The organism is Streptomyces sp. Tu6071 (assembly GCF_000213055.1).
GTDB classification, from domain to species: Bacteria; Actinomycetota; Actinomycetes; order Streptomycetales; family Streptomycetaceae; genus Streptomyces; species Streptomyces evansiae.
This window is the reverse complement of record NZ_CM001165.1, coordinates 5,701,789-5,716,103: the sequence shown is the minus strand read 5'-3', so window position 1 is coordinate 5,716,103 and position 14,315 is coordinate 5,701,789. Positions and strand designations below refer to the sequence as shown.

Genomic DNA, 14,315 nt, shown 5'->3' with positions numbered 1-14,315 from the left:
CCGGGAACCCCCTCCCGGTTCATGAAGGAAGTCCGATGAACGCTCATCGCGCGTCCGCCCCGACCGGCGGCGGATGCCCCCTGCACGACGCGGCCTTCGCCGCCGATCCGCGCCAGGTCTACGAGAAGCTGCGCGCCGAGGGCGCCGCAGGGGCCGTCGAGCTGGCCCCGGGGATCGAGGGCACGCTCGTCGTCGACCACGGCACCGCGCTCCAAGTACTGCGCAACACCGAACTGTTCCCGCGCGACTCGCGCCGCTGGCGGGACCTCGTCGAGGGGCGCATCGCCGCCGACAACCCGCTGCTGCCGATGCTGGGCTACCGGCCCAACACCATGTTCAGCGACGGCTCCACACACCTGCGCCTGCGCAAGGCCGTCACCGACAGCCTCGCCAAGCTCAACATGAGCCGCATCCGCCGCGACGTCGAGCCCATCGCGGACCACCTCCTGGACCAGTTCAGCGAGCGGGGCCGGGCGGACCTGCTCTCCGACTACGCCAAGCTGCTGCCGCTGCTGCTCTTCAACAAGCTCTTCGGCTGCCCCGCCGACATCGGTGACACCCTCACCTCCTCGATGTCGGCGATCTTCGACGGCCGCGACCCGCTGCGCGCCAACGAGGAACTGACCGCGTGCCTCATGGAGCTGATCGCCCTCAAGCGGCGCCGGCCCGGCGACGACATCACGTCCTGGCTCATCCAGCACCCCTCGGGACTCACCGACGCCGAGCTGAACGACCAGCTCGTCATGATGATGGGCGCGGGTGTCGAGCCGGAGCGCAACCTCATCGGCAACACCCTGCTGCTCATGCTCTCCTCCTCCGGCGGCCACGACTCCGGGCCGCAGATCGAGGAGGCGATGGACCACGTGCTGTGGAACGCGGCCCCGATCGCCAACTACGCGGCGCACTACCCCGTGCAGGACGTGGACTTCGGCGGGCACATCGCCGAGGCGAACACCCCGGTGCTCATCTCCTTCGCGGGGGCCAACGGCGACCCCCGGCTCGCCGAGGCGCGGGGCAACCAGAGCAAGGGAGCGCACCTCGCGTGGGGCGCGGGCCCCCACGCCTGCCCCGCCAAGGACCCCGCGCAGGTCATCGCGAGCGCCGCGATCGAGCGGCTGCTCAACGCGCTGCCCGACCTCTCGCTCGCCGTCCCCGAGCAGGAACTGCGCTGGCGTCCCGGCCCCTTCCACCGGGCCCTGGTCTCCCTGCCGGTCAACTTCAGCCCCGCCCCGGCGAACCGCATGGCCGCGCACCGGCCCCAGCCGGCACCGGGCGAGGACCGCCAGCCCCACGCCGCGCAGCGCGACACGAGCGGCACCGGGGGCACCGGCGGTTCGGGGAGTACGCGGGAACCGGCCCGCAAGAAGGGCTTCTGGTCGACGTTCCTCGACGTCTTCCGCGCCTGACGTCCCCTCGGGTTCACCCTCCCGCAACACGGCTGAGTGATCATCACCTGGTGACAATTCAGGCCGTGTTCGCCACGGCGGGTTTCGTGGTGCGGAGGTGCCTGTCCGGGCCCTCCGCACCACCCGCGAGCGCCGAGCGGATCGGGACAGAAGCAGAAGAAGGGGGATATTTCTCACGGTGCTGTCGAGGCCGAAACCACCGCATGTGACAGAGGAAACACCCTGTGGCGCATGACGCTCCGACAGGAAGGGTAGCTTCCGCCGGTACCGGCAGCCTTAGCCGAAGGAGCTATGCGTGAACGCCGTAGGCCATCACCCCGGCACCTCCACCGTCAGCCGCCGTGCCGTCATCCCCTTGTTGCGCCGGCTCCGCAGCGCTGAGGGAACGGCGAACCCGCGCCCCGTGTGGGCCGCCCTCCACGAACTCGGCGACGTCGTCCCCGCACCCTGGGGCGGCTACTTCGTCGTCGGCTTCGACGCCTGCGACGAGGTGCTGCGCGGCAGGAAATGGCGGAGTACCGACTTCGACTGGCAGCAGCGCCAGGACAACCCCGAGCGCTGGAGCGACCTCGCGACCCGCGAGATGACCCGTACCCTCCCCCGGCTCAACGCCCCGGCGCACACCTGCCAGCGCCGCGCGGTCGGCACCCCTTTCGACCGTGCCTCGCTCGAAGCCCTGAGCCCGATGATCGCCGCGCTCGTCTCCTCGCTCCTCGACGAACTGGAGGCCGAGATCAGGGCCGAGGGGCACGCCGACTTCATGCGGGTCGTGGGCGAGCAGTTGCCGGCGCTCTCGGTCGGCGAGTGGATCGGCATCGACCGCGCCGACCACGCCCACCTCCTCGATTTCACCCACCGCCAGGTCTACGCGCAGGAGTTGCTGCCCACCAGATCGCAGCTCGCCGTCTCCGAGCAGGCCACGCTGGAGATGCGGGAGTTCTTCACCCGGCTCATCCGCGAGCGCCGCGCGCGGCCCGGCGACGACGCCCTCACCCAGTGGATCGCACACTTCGACGCCTTGTCCGCCGGCGACCGGGCCGCCGCCGACCAGGTCATCTATGACCTCACCATGTTCGTCACCATCGCCTCCCTGGAGACGAGCGCGGTCCTGCTGGGCAACACGGTCCACCTCGCCACCTCCGACCCGGCCCGCGCCGCCTGGCTGGCCGCGCACCCGGAGCACATCGCGTCGACGGTCGAGGAGGCGCTGCGCTGGGACGCGCCCATCTCGATCAACTCCCGCGTCGCCTCGGAGGACCTCGTCCTCGCCGGGGTCCCGATCCCGCGCGACACGACGGTCCACGTGATGTACGGGGCCGCCGCGCACGATCCGCGCCGCAACCCCGACCCGGACACCTTCGACCCGCTGCGCCGGGGCGGCCACCTCTCCTTCGGGGGCGGCCCGCACTACTGCCTGGGTGCCGGTCTCGCCCGGCTGGAGGCCCAGGAACTTCTCGGACAAGTGCTGAAACGTTTCCCCACTCTGCGCGCGGTCACGCCCCCGGTGTTCGACGACACACGCCTCGTCTTCCGCCGACTCGTCTCCCTGGACGTCCAGATATGACCAGCCAACCGGAGCAGGCCGAAACACCACCGGCCGCGCCCGTTCCTTCTCCGCTGTCCCTCCTCCCCCTGGACAGCGACCGCAAAACCCTCCGTACCCGCCGCGAGGGCGGCCTGCTCCTCGTCGAACTGCGCGAGCCGGAGCAGGGCAACGCCGTCACGGACACCATGCTCGACGAGTTGCACGAGGTGCTGGACGCCCAGGACAGCGCGACCAAGGTCGTCGTCCTCACCGGCGCCGGGCCCGACTTCTGTCTCGGCGGCGACCGCCACGAACTTTCCGCACACATGGCCGACGACCCGGCCGGGGGCGCCGTACGGCTCTCCGGCGCCCGGGCCCGCCGCGTGTGCGAGGCGCTGAGCACGGGACCCGCCGTGACCATCGCCCGCGTCCAGGGACGCGCGATCGGCGCCGGATTCGCGCTCGCGCTCGCCTGCGACCTGCGTGTCGGTGCCGAGACCGCGAGCTTCCGGCTGCCCGAACTGGCCCTCGGGCTGCCCGTCGCCTGGGGCGGCCTCCTGCCCCGCCTCATCAACGAGGCCGGGGCGGCCCGCGTCCGCGAGTTCGTCCTGACGGCCCGCGCGGTCGGGGCCGAGGAGGCACTGCGGCTGTCGATCCTCCAGCGGGTCGTGCCGGAGACCGGCCTGGACGACGCCGTCCTCGCCTGGGTCAGGCCGCTGCTGCGCCGCTCCCCCACCGCGCTGCGCCTCACCAAGACGCTCTTCAACGCCCACGCGGCCCCCACCCGCCTGGCCGACGCGAGCCTCCTCGACCCGGAACTCATGGCTCTGGCCCTCACCGAGGCCCGCCGCTGACCCCGCGGCCCCCGGCCGACGAAGCCCGGGGGCCGACGAGTTGACGGGCCGTACGGCTCAGCGGTGGAGGCTCGCCCTTACAAGGCGACTGTCGGCGGTTCAGGCGGGCCGTACAGCGAACGGGACCCGCGCCCCCGGCCTCCGGCCCCCACGCCCCTCCGGGCGAGAATGGCGCCATGACGACCGTCGCCGAGGCCGATGCACTCGCCGCACTCGCCCACGCCGGGCAGGTGGACAAGATCGGGGTGCCGTACCTCGCACACGTCCGCGCCGTGGCCGCCGGGCTCGCCCCCTTCGGCCCCGAGCTCCGGATGGCCGGGCTGCTGCACGACGTCGTCGAGGACACGGAGTGGACCGCCGAGCGCTTGCTCGCGGCCGGGGTCCCCGACCGGGTCGTCGCGCTCGTCGAGGCCGTGACCAACGTCCCCGGGCTCGCGTACGAGGAGAAGATCCGCCGCATCGCGGCCGACCCCCTGGCCGCCCTCGTGAAGATCGCGGACAACGCCCACAACAGCCGCCCCGACCGCTCCGCCCGCCTCCCCACCGCGCGGGCGGAGCGCCTGGCCGCCAAGTACCGCGCCGCCCGCTCCCTCCTGTGGCCCGCGGTCCCGGCCGAGGACGTGGCGACGATCCTGACGATCGTGAACCCGGACCTGCTCAGGGAACTGCCGTAGTCGACGGCGCCAGCGCGCGGATCGGGCCCCACCCACGCCGAGGCCCCGGGCCCTCGGATCGGCCCGCACCCGCGCCGAGGCCCCGGGCCCCGCGCGACCAAACAAGCGCGGCGACTTCACCGCCATCACGGAGCGCCCGCACCGGGAACTGCGCGACGAGCGCACGCGGCGCCGCGTCCTCACGCGCTACGTGATCGAGCTGCGGCGGTGGGGTGAACGCGTCGGCCCGGACACTCCGACAGGTCCGCCCCCGGAGCCACCCGCCGACTTGGACCTGACCCCCTGCCTGGCGCCAGTGACCTGCCCCCTCCGCCACGTGCGGGAAGGGGCCCCTTTGCCGTTCCCGGACCAGCGGGGCTCCCCGCGTCACTCCGTCCGTCCGAGCGCGCCGTGTCCGGTCGGCAGGGCGGACACGCCTCGGGGCCCTCGACGACCGCTCGCCGAATCCGCGCTGCCTATGGTCAGGTGATCCGTGTGTCACGGTTGGACGGGAAAAAGTGCTGGACACTCCAGGAGGTCGTGATGGCTGATGATCGGCTTGGGCTTGCCGAGGTGCTGGCCGCCGCGGAGAACGCCTCGCCGGTGGCTTCGCTCGACGTGGTGGCCCGCAACCTGCGGGGTCGTTTCGGCGCGCGGTACGTGTCGTTCCTGTTCATGGACGTGGCGGGCCGGAAGATGGTGCGCATTGTCGGGGAGGCGGACCCCCGGCGGGGTAGCGGGGCGGACGAGATCCCGCTCGTGGGCAGCGTCTACGACGAAGTGCTGCGCTCCCAGAGGCTCGTCCGGGCGGCCGACGGGGGTGCCGGAGAGCGGGTGCTCGCTCCGGTCACCAACCGGGGCGACGCCATCGGGGTCCTGGAGCTGTTCCTGCCCGAGGTCACCGATCAGGTGCTGGAGCAGGTGGAGGAGGCCGCGCACGCGCTGGCCTACATCGTCGTCACCGACCGCCGCTTCACCGACCTCTACCACTGGGGCCGGCGCACCACCCCAGTCACCCTGGCAGCCGAGATCCAGCGCCAGCTCCTGCCCACCGCTTCCTCCTGCGAGGCGGCCGAGTTCACGCTCGCCTGCGCGCTGGTACCGGCCGACACCGTGGCCGGCGACACCTACGACTACACCCTCGACCCCGACACCCTGCACGTGTCGATCACCGACGCCATGGGCCACGACACCGAATCCGCCCTGCTGGCCACCCTCGCCGTCAACGCCTCCCGCGGTGCCCGCCGCTCCGGCGCCGACCTGGCCGAACAAGCCCGGCAGACCGACCGGTCCCTCCTGGGCCGGCCACAGGGCGGCTTCGCCACCGGCCTGCTGATGCGCTTCGCCCTCGACGGCTCCGGCGCCCGGCTCGTCAACGCCGGTCACCCCTGGCCCCTGCGCCTGCGCGACGGCGAAGTACACCGCGTGCCCCTGAAGGTGAACACCCCTTTCGGGCTCCCCCCGACCATCCCTTACCGCGTCCAGGACCTCGACTGCCGCCCCGGCGACCGCCTCGTCATCTACACCGACGGGATGCAGGAACGCAGAACCGCCGTCGTCGACCTGCCCGGACTGATTCTCGACACCGCCGTCGAACACCCCCGCGAGGTGGTCCGCGTCCTCACCGCCGCCGCCTACGACGCCAGCGACGGTCACCTCGCCGACGACGCCACCGTCATGTGCCTGGACTGGCACGGCCCCCGGCCCAGTGGCCGCCACGCACCCGCGGGCGCCGACACCTGATGCATCCCCGGCGCGGACCCCGACCTGCCGCCGATCAAGATGCGACGGCGCACGCTCAACCCCCGACGGCACGGGACGCCCCCCCCCCCCCCCCCCCCCCGCCGTACCGGGCCCGGCCCGCGACGCGCGGGGAGGGCCACCTTCGCCGTTTCGGCTACCGCAACGCGTCGATCGCCCGCACGACCAGAGCGCGCGCGTCCGCGCCGTAGACGGCCATGCTCCGCAGCTCTTCGAACGCCCGCAAATACAGGGCGATCTCTGAGGGCTGGGTCAGCTTCACCTGCGCGGAGAGCAGTTCGACCGACACGAAGGCGTCGTCGTACATGTGGAACGTCTCGTGCGGCCACTGCCGACGCTGTGGGTGCGACGAGGGGACGATGCCCAGCGACACGGCGGGCAGGGCACCAGCCGTGAGGAGAAAGCCGAGTTGGGCGGCCATTGCCTCGTCGTCGCCGATCCGGTAGTAGAGGGCGGCCTCCTCGATCAGGAGGACGAAGCGGTGGCCGGGCTCGTAGATGACCCGAGACCGGGCCACCCGGGCGGCGCCCGCCTCCGCCCCGTCGTTCACCGGGATCTGGCGGAAGTCGGCGATGGCCGTGAGGAGGCCCGCGGCGTATCCCTCCGTCTGCAACAGCCCGGGGATGAGCGTGGAGGAGTAGACCCGGAACAGGCGCGTCTCCCGGTAGAAGTCCGTCAAGGACTCCTGGAGGCGCTTTATTCCGCCCCGCATCTGGTCGCGCCACTCGCTGTACATCGACTCGGCGTTGAGGGACTGCGCCACCAGGTCCCCGGTCAGCGCCTCAACTCCGCATGCACGGCACCAGGCGGTGATGTCCTTGGCCGAGGGCGCGGTACGGGCGTTCTCGATCCGGGACGTCTTTGCGTGGTGCCAGCCGCACGCCGCCCCCAGCTCTGTCACCGTGAGCCCTGCGGCTCGGCGGAGGTCGCGCAGCCGCTCGGCCACGGCCTGTCGGGCCGCTTGGGCGGACGACGACGGAGAGGTGGGCATGGGGGGCGGCACGCGGTCTTTCTGCTCAGCGGATCTTGTACTCGTCGTGCGGTGTAGCTCGTTCCCACACCTGCTCGAAGGCGTCACGGCACACAGCCGCCGCGCGGGGATCGTCGGTGATCTCCGCGCCGAGCGATGACCCGTCCCCGGCGAAGTGGTTCCAGTGCACCCACACGCCGTCGAAGAGCCAGAAGTCATTGCCCGGCAGGGGAATGTCGGATGCCTGGCGTCGGGGCAGCCAGCGGACCTGCTCCCCGGCGGCCACATTGGTGAAGGTGCCGTCGTAGAGGAAGCGGGTGTACTCGCTGACCGGCTCGGACACGATCCGCGCGCGCCGCACTTCCGCGCCGCGGTCGACCGTTTCGCTGATGAGGTCGAGCCACGGACGCCACCAGGTCTCGCGTTCCGCCGGGTTGAGCCGGTGTCCGGCGCGCCAGTCCGCGAAGGGACCCTTCTCGTAGTCCACGGCGTAGGCGTCGCGCATCTCCAGGTGGAGAGCGCTCCGGCACGTCGCGATCAGCTCATCGAACGTGGGCTTGCTCGATGGCATCGCACGCCTCCCTCACCATCTCCACCATCCGGGCCGGGATGCGGACGACCGCTTCCCCCTCGGGAATCCCCTTCGCGTGGCCCGGTACCTCCGTGGCCGTGCACTCCGCCTCCAGGGCCGGTGACGGCACCCAGCCCTGGAAGACCAGCTCGCTGTGCTCCTCGTCCACCCAGACGGTCGGGCTCTCCTTGTCTCCTGTGTTCGGGTCGATCCCGATGAACCGTAACGACATGGTGCCCTCCAGGTATGGGGGTGTGCAGCTGTGTGCGACACCGTCAGCGAACTGGCGGTCCCCGTCAAGGGCCCAGCTCGTTGACCACCCGTTCGAGGGGAGGCGGATGCACAGATCTGCACATGCCTGGCCGTGTCGCACGTCACATCCCTAGCGTCTGTGACCTGCGGCAGCCCCTATCGCAAGCCCGTGCACGCCGCGACCTACGGGGCCGGGCGCAGGAGGCGCAGCATGACCTCGACTCTCCTCCCGAGGGCCCACCCCGGGTGCGCATGGCTGACCGAAACCTTGCTCGACCCGTCCCCCGCCTACGCCGACTGGCAGCGGGAACGGCTCGCGCCGGTGCCCTCGACGGGAATCTGGCGGGTCGTCGAGGCCCCGCTCTACCCGTCGATCGACGCCTTGTGCGTGCTCCGGATGAGCGGCAACGCCGGTCCCGTCCAGGGGTCCTCCGACGCTCGCCGCGCCTGGTGGCTCGTGGCCGCCGGGACCGCGACCCTCCTCGCCGACATCTCGGGCGCCGTCGTCCACCCCGCCGGGTGGGTGCTCGACTGCCCCGCACCCGGCATCGGCGCCGGCGGGCGCACTTGGCTGCACCCGCCCTACGGCACCGGTCTCCTCACGCCCGCGCGGCTGCTGCGTGAAGCGCTCCTCGACGCGCGGGAGATGGAGGTGACGGAGCGGTGAGTACCCAACTGGACGCGGACCTCCTTCCCGCCGTCGAGACGCTCACGGCCGAGCAGCGGCGCGGCGCCGCCTGCGTGTGGTGCGAGACCACGCTTCAGCCCGGCATCGACGACGTCGACCTCGGCGCCCGCCCCGCCACCCGCACCGCCCGCGCCTGGTTCCCGCGCGCATGTCCGGACTGCGCGCACGTCCACGCCGCCCCAGGAACAGAGGGCAGCGCCCCAGAACCCCGCCTCGGCGGCTTCTGCTGACCGCGCACGGCCGAGACGGAACACCCACCCACGAGGGAAGGCAAGCCCATGACCGTCACGCTCGACACATCGGCGCTCACCCGCACCCGCGACCCGCGGGAACTGCTCAACGCGGTCGCCCCCCACATCACCGAACTCACCGTCAACGTCCTCGACAGCGGCCTGAACATCTGGGACCGCGAGATCGCCCTGCTCCTGCGCGACCACACCATGGTCAAGGACATGGCCGAACGCATCCTCGGCAACGCCGTCATGTACACCCTCGGCTCCATCGAGAACCCCGACGTCCACCTCGGCGTGGGCAGGCTCGTCGACATCGGCGTCCACCAGCTCATCCTCGACACCCCCGTCTGGTGGGGCATCTGCCGTCTCTACAACGGCGGCGCCTTCAAGCACCACGCCCCGTTCATCGAGCGCCGCGACGACGGCCTGTGCCTGCGCACCGGCGACTTCCTCAAGTCACAGGGGTGGGCCATCGACGAGGAGCTGTGGGCCATCGACGGCACCAGCTGCTCGCCGTGCGACAGCAAGGTCCCCGACAGCCACTGACCCCGCTACAGTCGGCCCCGCCCCCGCCATCCCGCGGGGGCGGGGCCCGGCGACCCAACGATCAGAGGAACAGCAGTGCCCGTGCCGCACGACATCCCCGCCGAGACCGAACTCTGGGACGCCTACGCCGAAAGCGCCTTCGACGCCGAGGCGGAACCCTCGTTCTGCTGGACCCAGTACGCCGGCCACGGCCCGGGGCCCGAGCTACTTGGCTCGCCCGAGTCCGTACTGGAAATCGGATGCGGCACCGGACGCGCCCTGGCCCACCTCGCACAGCAGGGTGTGAAGGGCACGGGGGTGGATCTGTCGCCGCGCATGGTCGAACTGGCCGGCCGGCGGTGGTCGCCGCTCGGCGTCCACATCGAGCAGGCCGAAGTCCTCGACTGGCTCACCACCGACACCAGCCGGTACGACGCCGTGTACTCCATCTTCGGCGCGGCCTGGTTCACCGACCCGTCCCGCCTCTTCCCCCTCGTCCGCGCGCGGTTGAGCCGCGGCGGCGTGTTCGCCTTCTCCCAGCCGCCGGCCATCCCAGGCGCCTACGGGCCCCAAGGCATGTACAAGGGCGGGTTCGCCGGACGAGCGATGTTCACCTACCGGTACAGCTACAGGCCGGCCGTATGGGAGCGCCACCTCCTGCGCGCCGGGTTCGCCACGGCGAACGCGCGGACGATCGACGCCCCCGAGGAAGGGCACATCGGCACCCTTGTCGTCACTGCCCAGGCATGACTCCCGGACGACCGCAGCACCTGCCCGGGTAGCTGCCGACCCGCCCTGTGGGAGCGCAGGGCAGCGCCTGTCCGGAACGATCCGGGGGCTTCACCTCACGAGGTCCGCGAGCGGTCGGCCGAGGGCGCGGGCGATGAGGAGGAGGTGGTCGAGGAGCGTGCTGTGGGTGCCGCTCTCGGTCCCCACGATCGTCTTCCGGTCGAGGCCGGTGCGCTCCGCGAGGGTCTCCTGCGTGATGGCCGCCTCCAGGCGGGCCGTGCGGATGCGGTCGCCGATGGCGCGGCGCTGGTCGAGGACCCGGGCGGGGGGCGGCTCTGGCGGCACGCAGCCACGCTCAGCCGCCGGTCACGGCATGTCGGCACCGTCGGTGGTACAGGTGGATTCTGGGCGCGGCAAAACCCCCCAGTCCTTACGGACTGGGGGGCCGGAAACAGGCTCTGACCTGCTGTGTATCCCCGGTGGGCGCGGACGGTTTCGAACCGCCGACATTCGCCTTGTAAGGGCAGCGCTCCTGACCTGCAAGGTTGGCCGAGACTCGCCGAGACTCGCCGAGCTTCACCGACTCCATTCCCGGCACTCCCGACCCTACTTCGCCGAGACTCGCCGAGTCTCGCCGAGCGGGCCGTGTGGACTCCTTGTGGATTCCGGGCCTGAGACGTCACTCCGCGAGCCGGAGTCCACTTGCAGGCGGCTGACCAGCGAGAGCGGCCCGGACCTTCTCCCGGGAGTCCTCGCTCTGGTGCGTGTACAGCCAGGTGACCCGGGCCCCGCGGTCATGCCCCAGAGCGGACTGGGCGTCTCTCTCGCTGATCCCGTTGTGGTGCAGTCGAGTCGAGACCACGTGCCGGTAGTCGTAGATCCGCGGCCACAGCTCGACCCTGCCCGTCTCGGGGTTCACCATCTGCCGTGCCACACCCGCTTGCTTGATCGCCGTGTGCCAGGGGCGTTTGAGGTTGTTGCGGTTCAGCGCCGCCCCGCGTGGCCCTCTGAACACCAGCTCTTCTACGTGCAGGTCGTAGCCGTCGCCGATACGGGAGCGGGTACGAGCCGGGCGCCACTTCTCCTTCATGAAGTTGATCGCGCTCATGGCCCGGGGGGTCAGGGGGACGGTCCGGAAGCCGGCGCTCGTCTTCGGCGCCTCCTGCCGCATCAGACGCCCTCCATCGAAGACGAGGATCTCCTTGATGTGCACCACCTGCTCCTCTTCGTCCACGCAGTGCAGACGGAGGCCGGCGTACTCGCCGGGGCGCATCCCGGTCTCGTGGGCGAAGTCCCGGAAGATCACCTGGTAGTACGGGGGCAGCGCGGCGTGGATCAGCGCGTACTGCGCTTCGGTTGGGGGCGCCAAGTCGTCGGGGTGTCTGGCCCACTTCGCGGCGGTGATCTCCAGCTTCGCGGCAGGATTGTGGCTGATGCGCTCCCCGTCGCGGATCGCCGCGTCGAGGAGGCCAGCGAGAAGCTCCTTGACCTTCTTCTGGTTGTCGAATCCGGGGACCGTACTCGTCAGCCACTGCTGGAGTTCCATGTACTCCAGGTCCATGATCCTGTACTGGCCCCAAGCGGGAGCGACGTACTTCTCCCAGAGGCCAACCTTGCGGTTCCGGGTGCCGACGCGGGCTTTCTTGCTGCCCACCTCCCACCAGGTGTCCCACCACGCGGACAGGCGGATCTCGCCGCGTTTCGGGTCACGGTAAGTCCGTTCCCGGACCGCGGAACGCACACGGTCGAGGAACGCATCGGCCTCCTTCTTCTTCGCGAAGTTCTTCGCGAGCTGGCGCCCGGCAGGATCTCGGTAGCGGGCTTGCCAGGAGCCCGAGCAGTCGCGCTTCGGCCTGCGGTCTCCGTACTGCTCGGGCGGGTACTTGGCCAGGCAGAGCGTGCAGCCGCAGCTCTTCGACCGGATCTGTCGGGGGTTGTTGGCCGCCCTAGGCGCCATGGCTGATCACCTTCGTCCTCCGGGTCTGCTGGGGAACGCGGGGCAGCTCCACAGCGGCCCCGCACCAGCAGCGTGCACCGGACTCCGGCTGGGGTACGGCGAGTTCGGACAGCACCGCGCGCACGACGCGGGGGCGATGCTCGGCGGGGAGTGTCTCCGGAAGGGTGATCGTCCGTGTGCGGTAGTCCCACGGCCGGTAGCTGTCAGTAATCGGCGACAGGGCGATGGTGACGCACATGGTGATACCCCCGGTGCAGGCGTGGCAGAGCCGTGGTGCTGACGGGGGAGGACGTCAACGCGTGCGGATGACGGTACATCTGTGAGGCGCGCATACGCACCCTATTGGGCGCAACCCGTGCCGTTCGCTTCACTGTGAGTGTCGGCATCCGCATAGGTAGACCCGACACATACCCGAACGGTTGCACGGCAATTACCCGCACGTGCGTGCGATCAGCCGCGCTGGTTGGCGTCGCGCAACGCCTTGAGCTGGATTTCCACGACGCCCTGCTGATCGGGGGTGAGGTCCCTGATCAGTTCCAGCAGGCGAGCCTCGCGGTCAGGGCTCAACTCGCCGGGCGCCTCTCGGCCGGCCGCCTCGCTGAGAGCGGCGAGGGAGTACTTCGGGAACGCGGCAGACAGGCGTTCCAGGGCGTCCCTGCGCGGCGTGCGCTTGTTGTGGACCCAGGTGTTGACGGTGGAGACGGAGACGTCGATGCGGCGCGCGATCTCGGAGTCCGAGACGCCGTACTCCACCTTGAGGCGCTGGAGGAGCTGCGCAAAGTTCTCGACGGGGCCGTCTTCCTGGTTTTCCACAGGGCAAGACTGCCCGCCGCCTTCTACTTTTCGCAAGCCAAAGTAGAAGCGTGGCCCGATCTTGACCGGCGCACGACCTCCCCGCCGCGCACCGCCGCTCTTTGAATATGACACCACCATAGAACAAGCATTCGAAAAACGTGCCCCGAGACACCCCAAGACTGGGCACCCCTCGGCGAATCTCGGCGAAACTGGCTTGACGCGCTGCGACTGCGACTGTAGAAATGTCGCAACGCCTCACCACGGGGCGGGTAACACCCGAACGAGGTCCCGATGCCGAAACTCCTCCGCAAGGGCGCCGGTCAGCCACTCCGTGACGCGATGAGCGCCCGAGGACTCTCCGGCCCCCGACTCGCGGAGCAGACCCGGCGCGTAGACCCCGCCGGACGGGGCGTCAGCCCCGCCACCATCGGCCGCCTCACCAGCACCGGGAAATCAGCCCGGGACGCCTGCGAGATGGCGACCGCCTGGTGGATCGCGGAAGCCCTGGACGAACCGCTCCAGCACCTCTTCCGCATGCCCACACATTCGACTGCGACAGTAGAAAGGTCAAGGCCCGATGCCGAAGAAGAGTGACCGCGCCGTCTCGCTCCCCGCCGGGCTCGTCCCGCTGCTCGACCAGAAGCAGTTGGAGACGTACTACTCCGTCTCCGACTGGCAGGTCCTCCGCTGGCTCGACGCCGGAATGCCCGAGGAGCCCTTCGTGGGCCGCGGCCGTCGCTTCAACCTCGCCGCGGTCGAGGCGTGGCACGAGCAGCAGTCCGCGCTCGCCGCCGCCTGACAACGAATTCGGGGCCCCGCAGACCGGGCCTGGTCCGCGAAGCCCCTCGGCACCTCAACTCACGCGAAAGCAGAGGCAACCGTGTACGCACAGCCTACCGATCTTCCCGCCGGTCACCGGCGGACGGTCCTCGTGACCGGTATCTCCATCCCCTCCCAGCCGTCCGCGACGCGCCCGCCGATGGCGCTGTCGGACCTCTTCCGCAGGGCGGCCCGCGTTCTCGCGCAGGTCGGTCTCTACCAGGGCGACTACGTGCCCGACCCCTTCGACCGGCACCTGGCCACGCCGCACGCCGAGCGCCCCATGTGCCTCGTCGCCGCGCTGCGCTGCGCCGCGACGGGCGACCCGCACGGCATCTCGATCCTCTCGGCCGACGCGATCCGGGTGCTCGCCGACCGCCTGGTCGTGAACGGCGAGGGGCCCTACGCGGACGACGAGCTGGCGCGCGAGTTCCACCTCGCGCAGTGGGGCGACGAGGACGGGCGCACCACGGAGGCCGCCGTGGGCGTGCTGGAGCGCGCGGCGGACGCGACGGCGGTGTCGCTGTGACCGCCGTCCTCTTCCTCCTCGCCTTCACCCTCGCGGTCTACGCCCTCA

General features: G+C 70.9%; 17 protein-coding genes. 11 read left to right on the top strand and 6 right to left on the bottom strand.

Going from position 1 to position 14,315, the window contains the following annotated elements; all coding sequences use genetic code 11:
- Positions 1-35: 35 nt before the first annotated feature.
- The 5 genes from STTU_RS24075 (at position 36) to STTU_RS24050 (ending at position 6,181) form a co-directional block, all read left to right on the top strand.
- A complete protein-coding gene (locus STTU_RS24075) occupies positions 36-1,406 on the top strand; it encodes a cytochrome P450 (protein WP_007827651.1) in 1,371 nt (456 codons plus the stop codon).
- Between the two features lie 295 nt (positions 1,407-1,701).
- Entirely contained in the window at positions 1,702-2,970 is a 1,269-nt protein-coding gene (locus STTU_RS24070) for a cytochrome P450 (RefSeq protein WP_043256164.1), read from the top strand.
- Complete coding sequence (locus STTU_RS24065; protein WP_007827649.1) at positions 2,967-3,785, top strand: enoyl-CoA hydratase/isomerase family protein; 819 nt, start codon at positions 2,967-2,969, stop codon at positions 3,783-3,785. Before STTU_RS24070 ends, STTU_RS24065 begins: the two co-directional genes overlap by 4 nt.
- Positions 3,786-3,961: 176 nt before the next feature.
- Entirely contained in the window at positions 3,962-4,459 is a 498-nt protein-coding gene (locus STTU_RS24060; RefSeq protein WP_007827648.1) for an HD domain-containing protein, read from the top strand.
- Between the two features lie 522 nt (positions 4,460-4,981).
- Entirely contained in the window at positions 4,982-6,181 is a 1,200-nt protein-coding gene (locus STTU_RS24050) for a PP2C family protein-serine/threonine phosphatase (protein ID WP_007827647.1), read from the top strand.
- Positions 6,182-6,335: 154 nt separating this feature from the next.
- Here the strand turns inward: STTU_RS24050 and STTU_RS24045 are convergent, their stop codons facing one another.
- From STTU_RS24045 to STTU_RS24035, 3 genes are read right to left on the bottom strand one after another with little or no spacing between them, the layout of a single operon-like run.
- A complete protein-coding gene (locus STTU_RS24045; RefSeq protein ID WP_043257702.1) occupies positions 6,336-7,190 on the bottom strand; it encodes a helix-turn-helix domain-containing protein in 855 nt (284 codons plus the stop codon).
- Positions 7,191-7,215: 25 nt separating this feature from the next.
- A complete protein-coding gene (locus STTU_RS24040; RefSeq protein ID WP_043256162.1) occupies positions 7,216-7,740 on the bottom strand; it encodes a DUF6879 family protein in 525 nt (174 codons plus the stop codon).
- On the bottom strand, positions 7,712-7,972 hold the full coding sequence (locus tag STTU_RS24035) for a hypothetical protein (RefSeq protein WP_007827644.1): 261 nt from the start codon (positions 7,970-7,972) through the stop codon (positions 7,712-7,714). Before STTU_RS24035 ends, STTU_RS24040 begins: the two co-directional genes overlap by 29 nt.
- 231 nt (positions 7,973-8,203) lie before the next feature.
- Here STTU_RS24035 and STTU_RS24030 point away from each other — a divergent pair, with 231 nt between their 5' ends.
- From STTU_RS24030 to STTU_RS24015, 4 genes are all read left to right on the top strand, one after another.
- Complete coding sequence (locus STTU_RS24030) at positions 8,204-8,659, top strand: hypothetical protein (RefSeq protein ID WP_043256160.1); 456 nt, start codon at positions 8,204-8,206, stop codon at positions 8,657-8,659.
- Entirely contained in the window at positions 8,656-8,910 is a 255-nt protein-coding gene (locus STTU_RS24025; protein ID WP_043256159.1) for a hypothetical protein, read from the top strand. Before STTU_RS24030 ends, STTU_RS24025 begins: the two co-directional genes overlap by 4 nt.
- Positions 8,911-8,958: 48 nt before the next feature.
- Complete coding sequence (locus STTU_RS24020; RefSeq protein WP_007827630.1) at positions 8,959-9,459, top strand: hypothetical protein; 501 nt, start codon at positions 8,959-8,961, stop codon at positions 9,457-9,459.
- A gap of 75 nt (positions 9,460-9,534) precedes the next feature.
- Positions 9,535-10,188: a class I SAM-dependent DNA methyltransferase gene (locus STTU_RS24015; RefSeq protein WP_007827624.1), complete on the top strand. Its 654-nt coding sequence runs from the start codon at positions 9,535-9,537 to the stop codon at positions 10,186-10,188.
- A 90-nt stretch (positions 10,189-10,278) separates the two neighbouring features.
- On the opposite strand, the gene STTU_RS24010 is transcribed toward STTU_RS24015, so the two are convergent.
- The 3 genes from STTU_RS24010 to STTU_RS23995 form a co-directional block, all read right to left on the bottom strand.
- Positions 10,279-10,512, bottom strand: a complete 234-nt coding sequence (locus STTU_RS24010; RefSeq protein WP_043256157.1) for a helix-turn-helix transcriptional regulator — start codon at positions 10,510-10,512, stop codon at positions 10,279-10,281.
- Between the two features lie 334 nt (positions 10,513-10,846).
- Positions 10,847-12,124, bottom strand: coding sequence for a tyrosine-type recombinase/integrase (locus STTU_RS24005; RefSeq protein ID WP_052862409.1), 1,278 nt, complete (start codon positions 12,122-12,124; stop codon positions 10,847-10,849).
- A 450-nt stretch (positions 12,125-12,574) separates the two neighbouring features.
- A complete protein-coding gene (locus STTU_RS23995; protein WP_043256153.1) occupies positions 12,575-12,937 on the bottom strand; it encodes a helix-turn-helix domain-containing protein in 363 nt (120 codons plus the stop codon).
- Between the two features lie 559 nt (positions 12,938-13,496).
- Here STTU_RS23995 and STTU_RS23990 point away from each other — a divergent pair.
- On the top strand, positions 13,497-13,718 hold the full coding sequence (locus tag STTU_RS23990; protein WP_007827619.1) for a hypothetical protein: 222 nt from the start codon (positions 13,497-13,499) through the stop codon (positions 13,716-13,718).
- 81 nt (positions 13,719-13,799) lie between these two features.
- Positions 13,800-14,267, top strand: coding sequence for a DUF6197 family protein (locus tag STTU_RS23985; protein ID WP_007827618.1), 468 nt, complete (start codon positions 13,800-13,802; stop codon positions 14,265-14,267).
- Positions 14,268-14,315 lie beyond the last annotated feature (48 nt).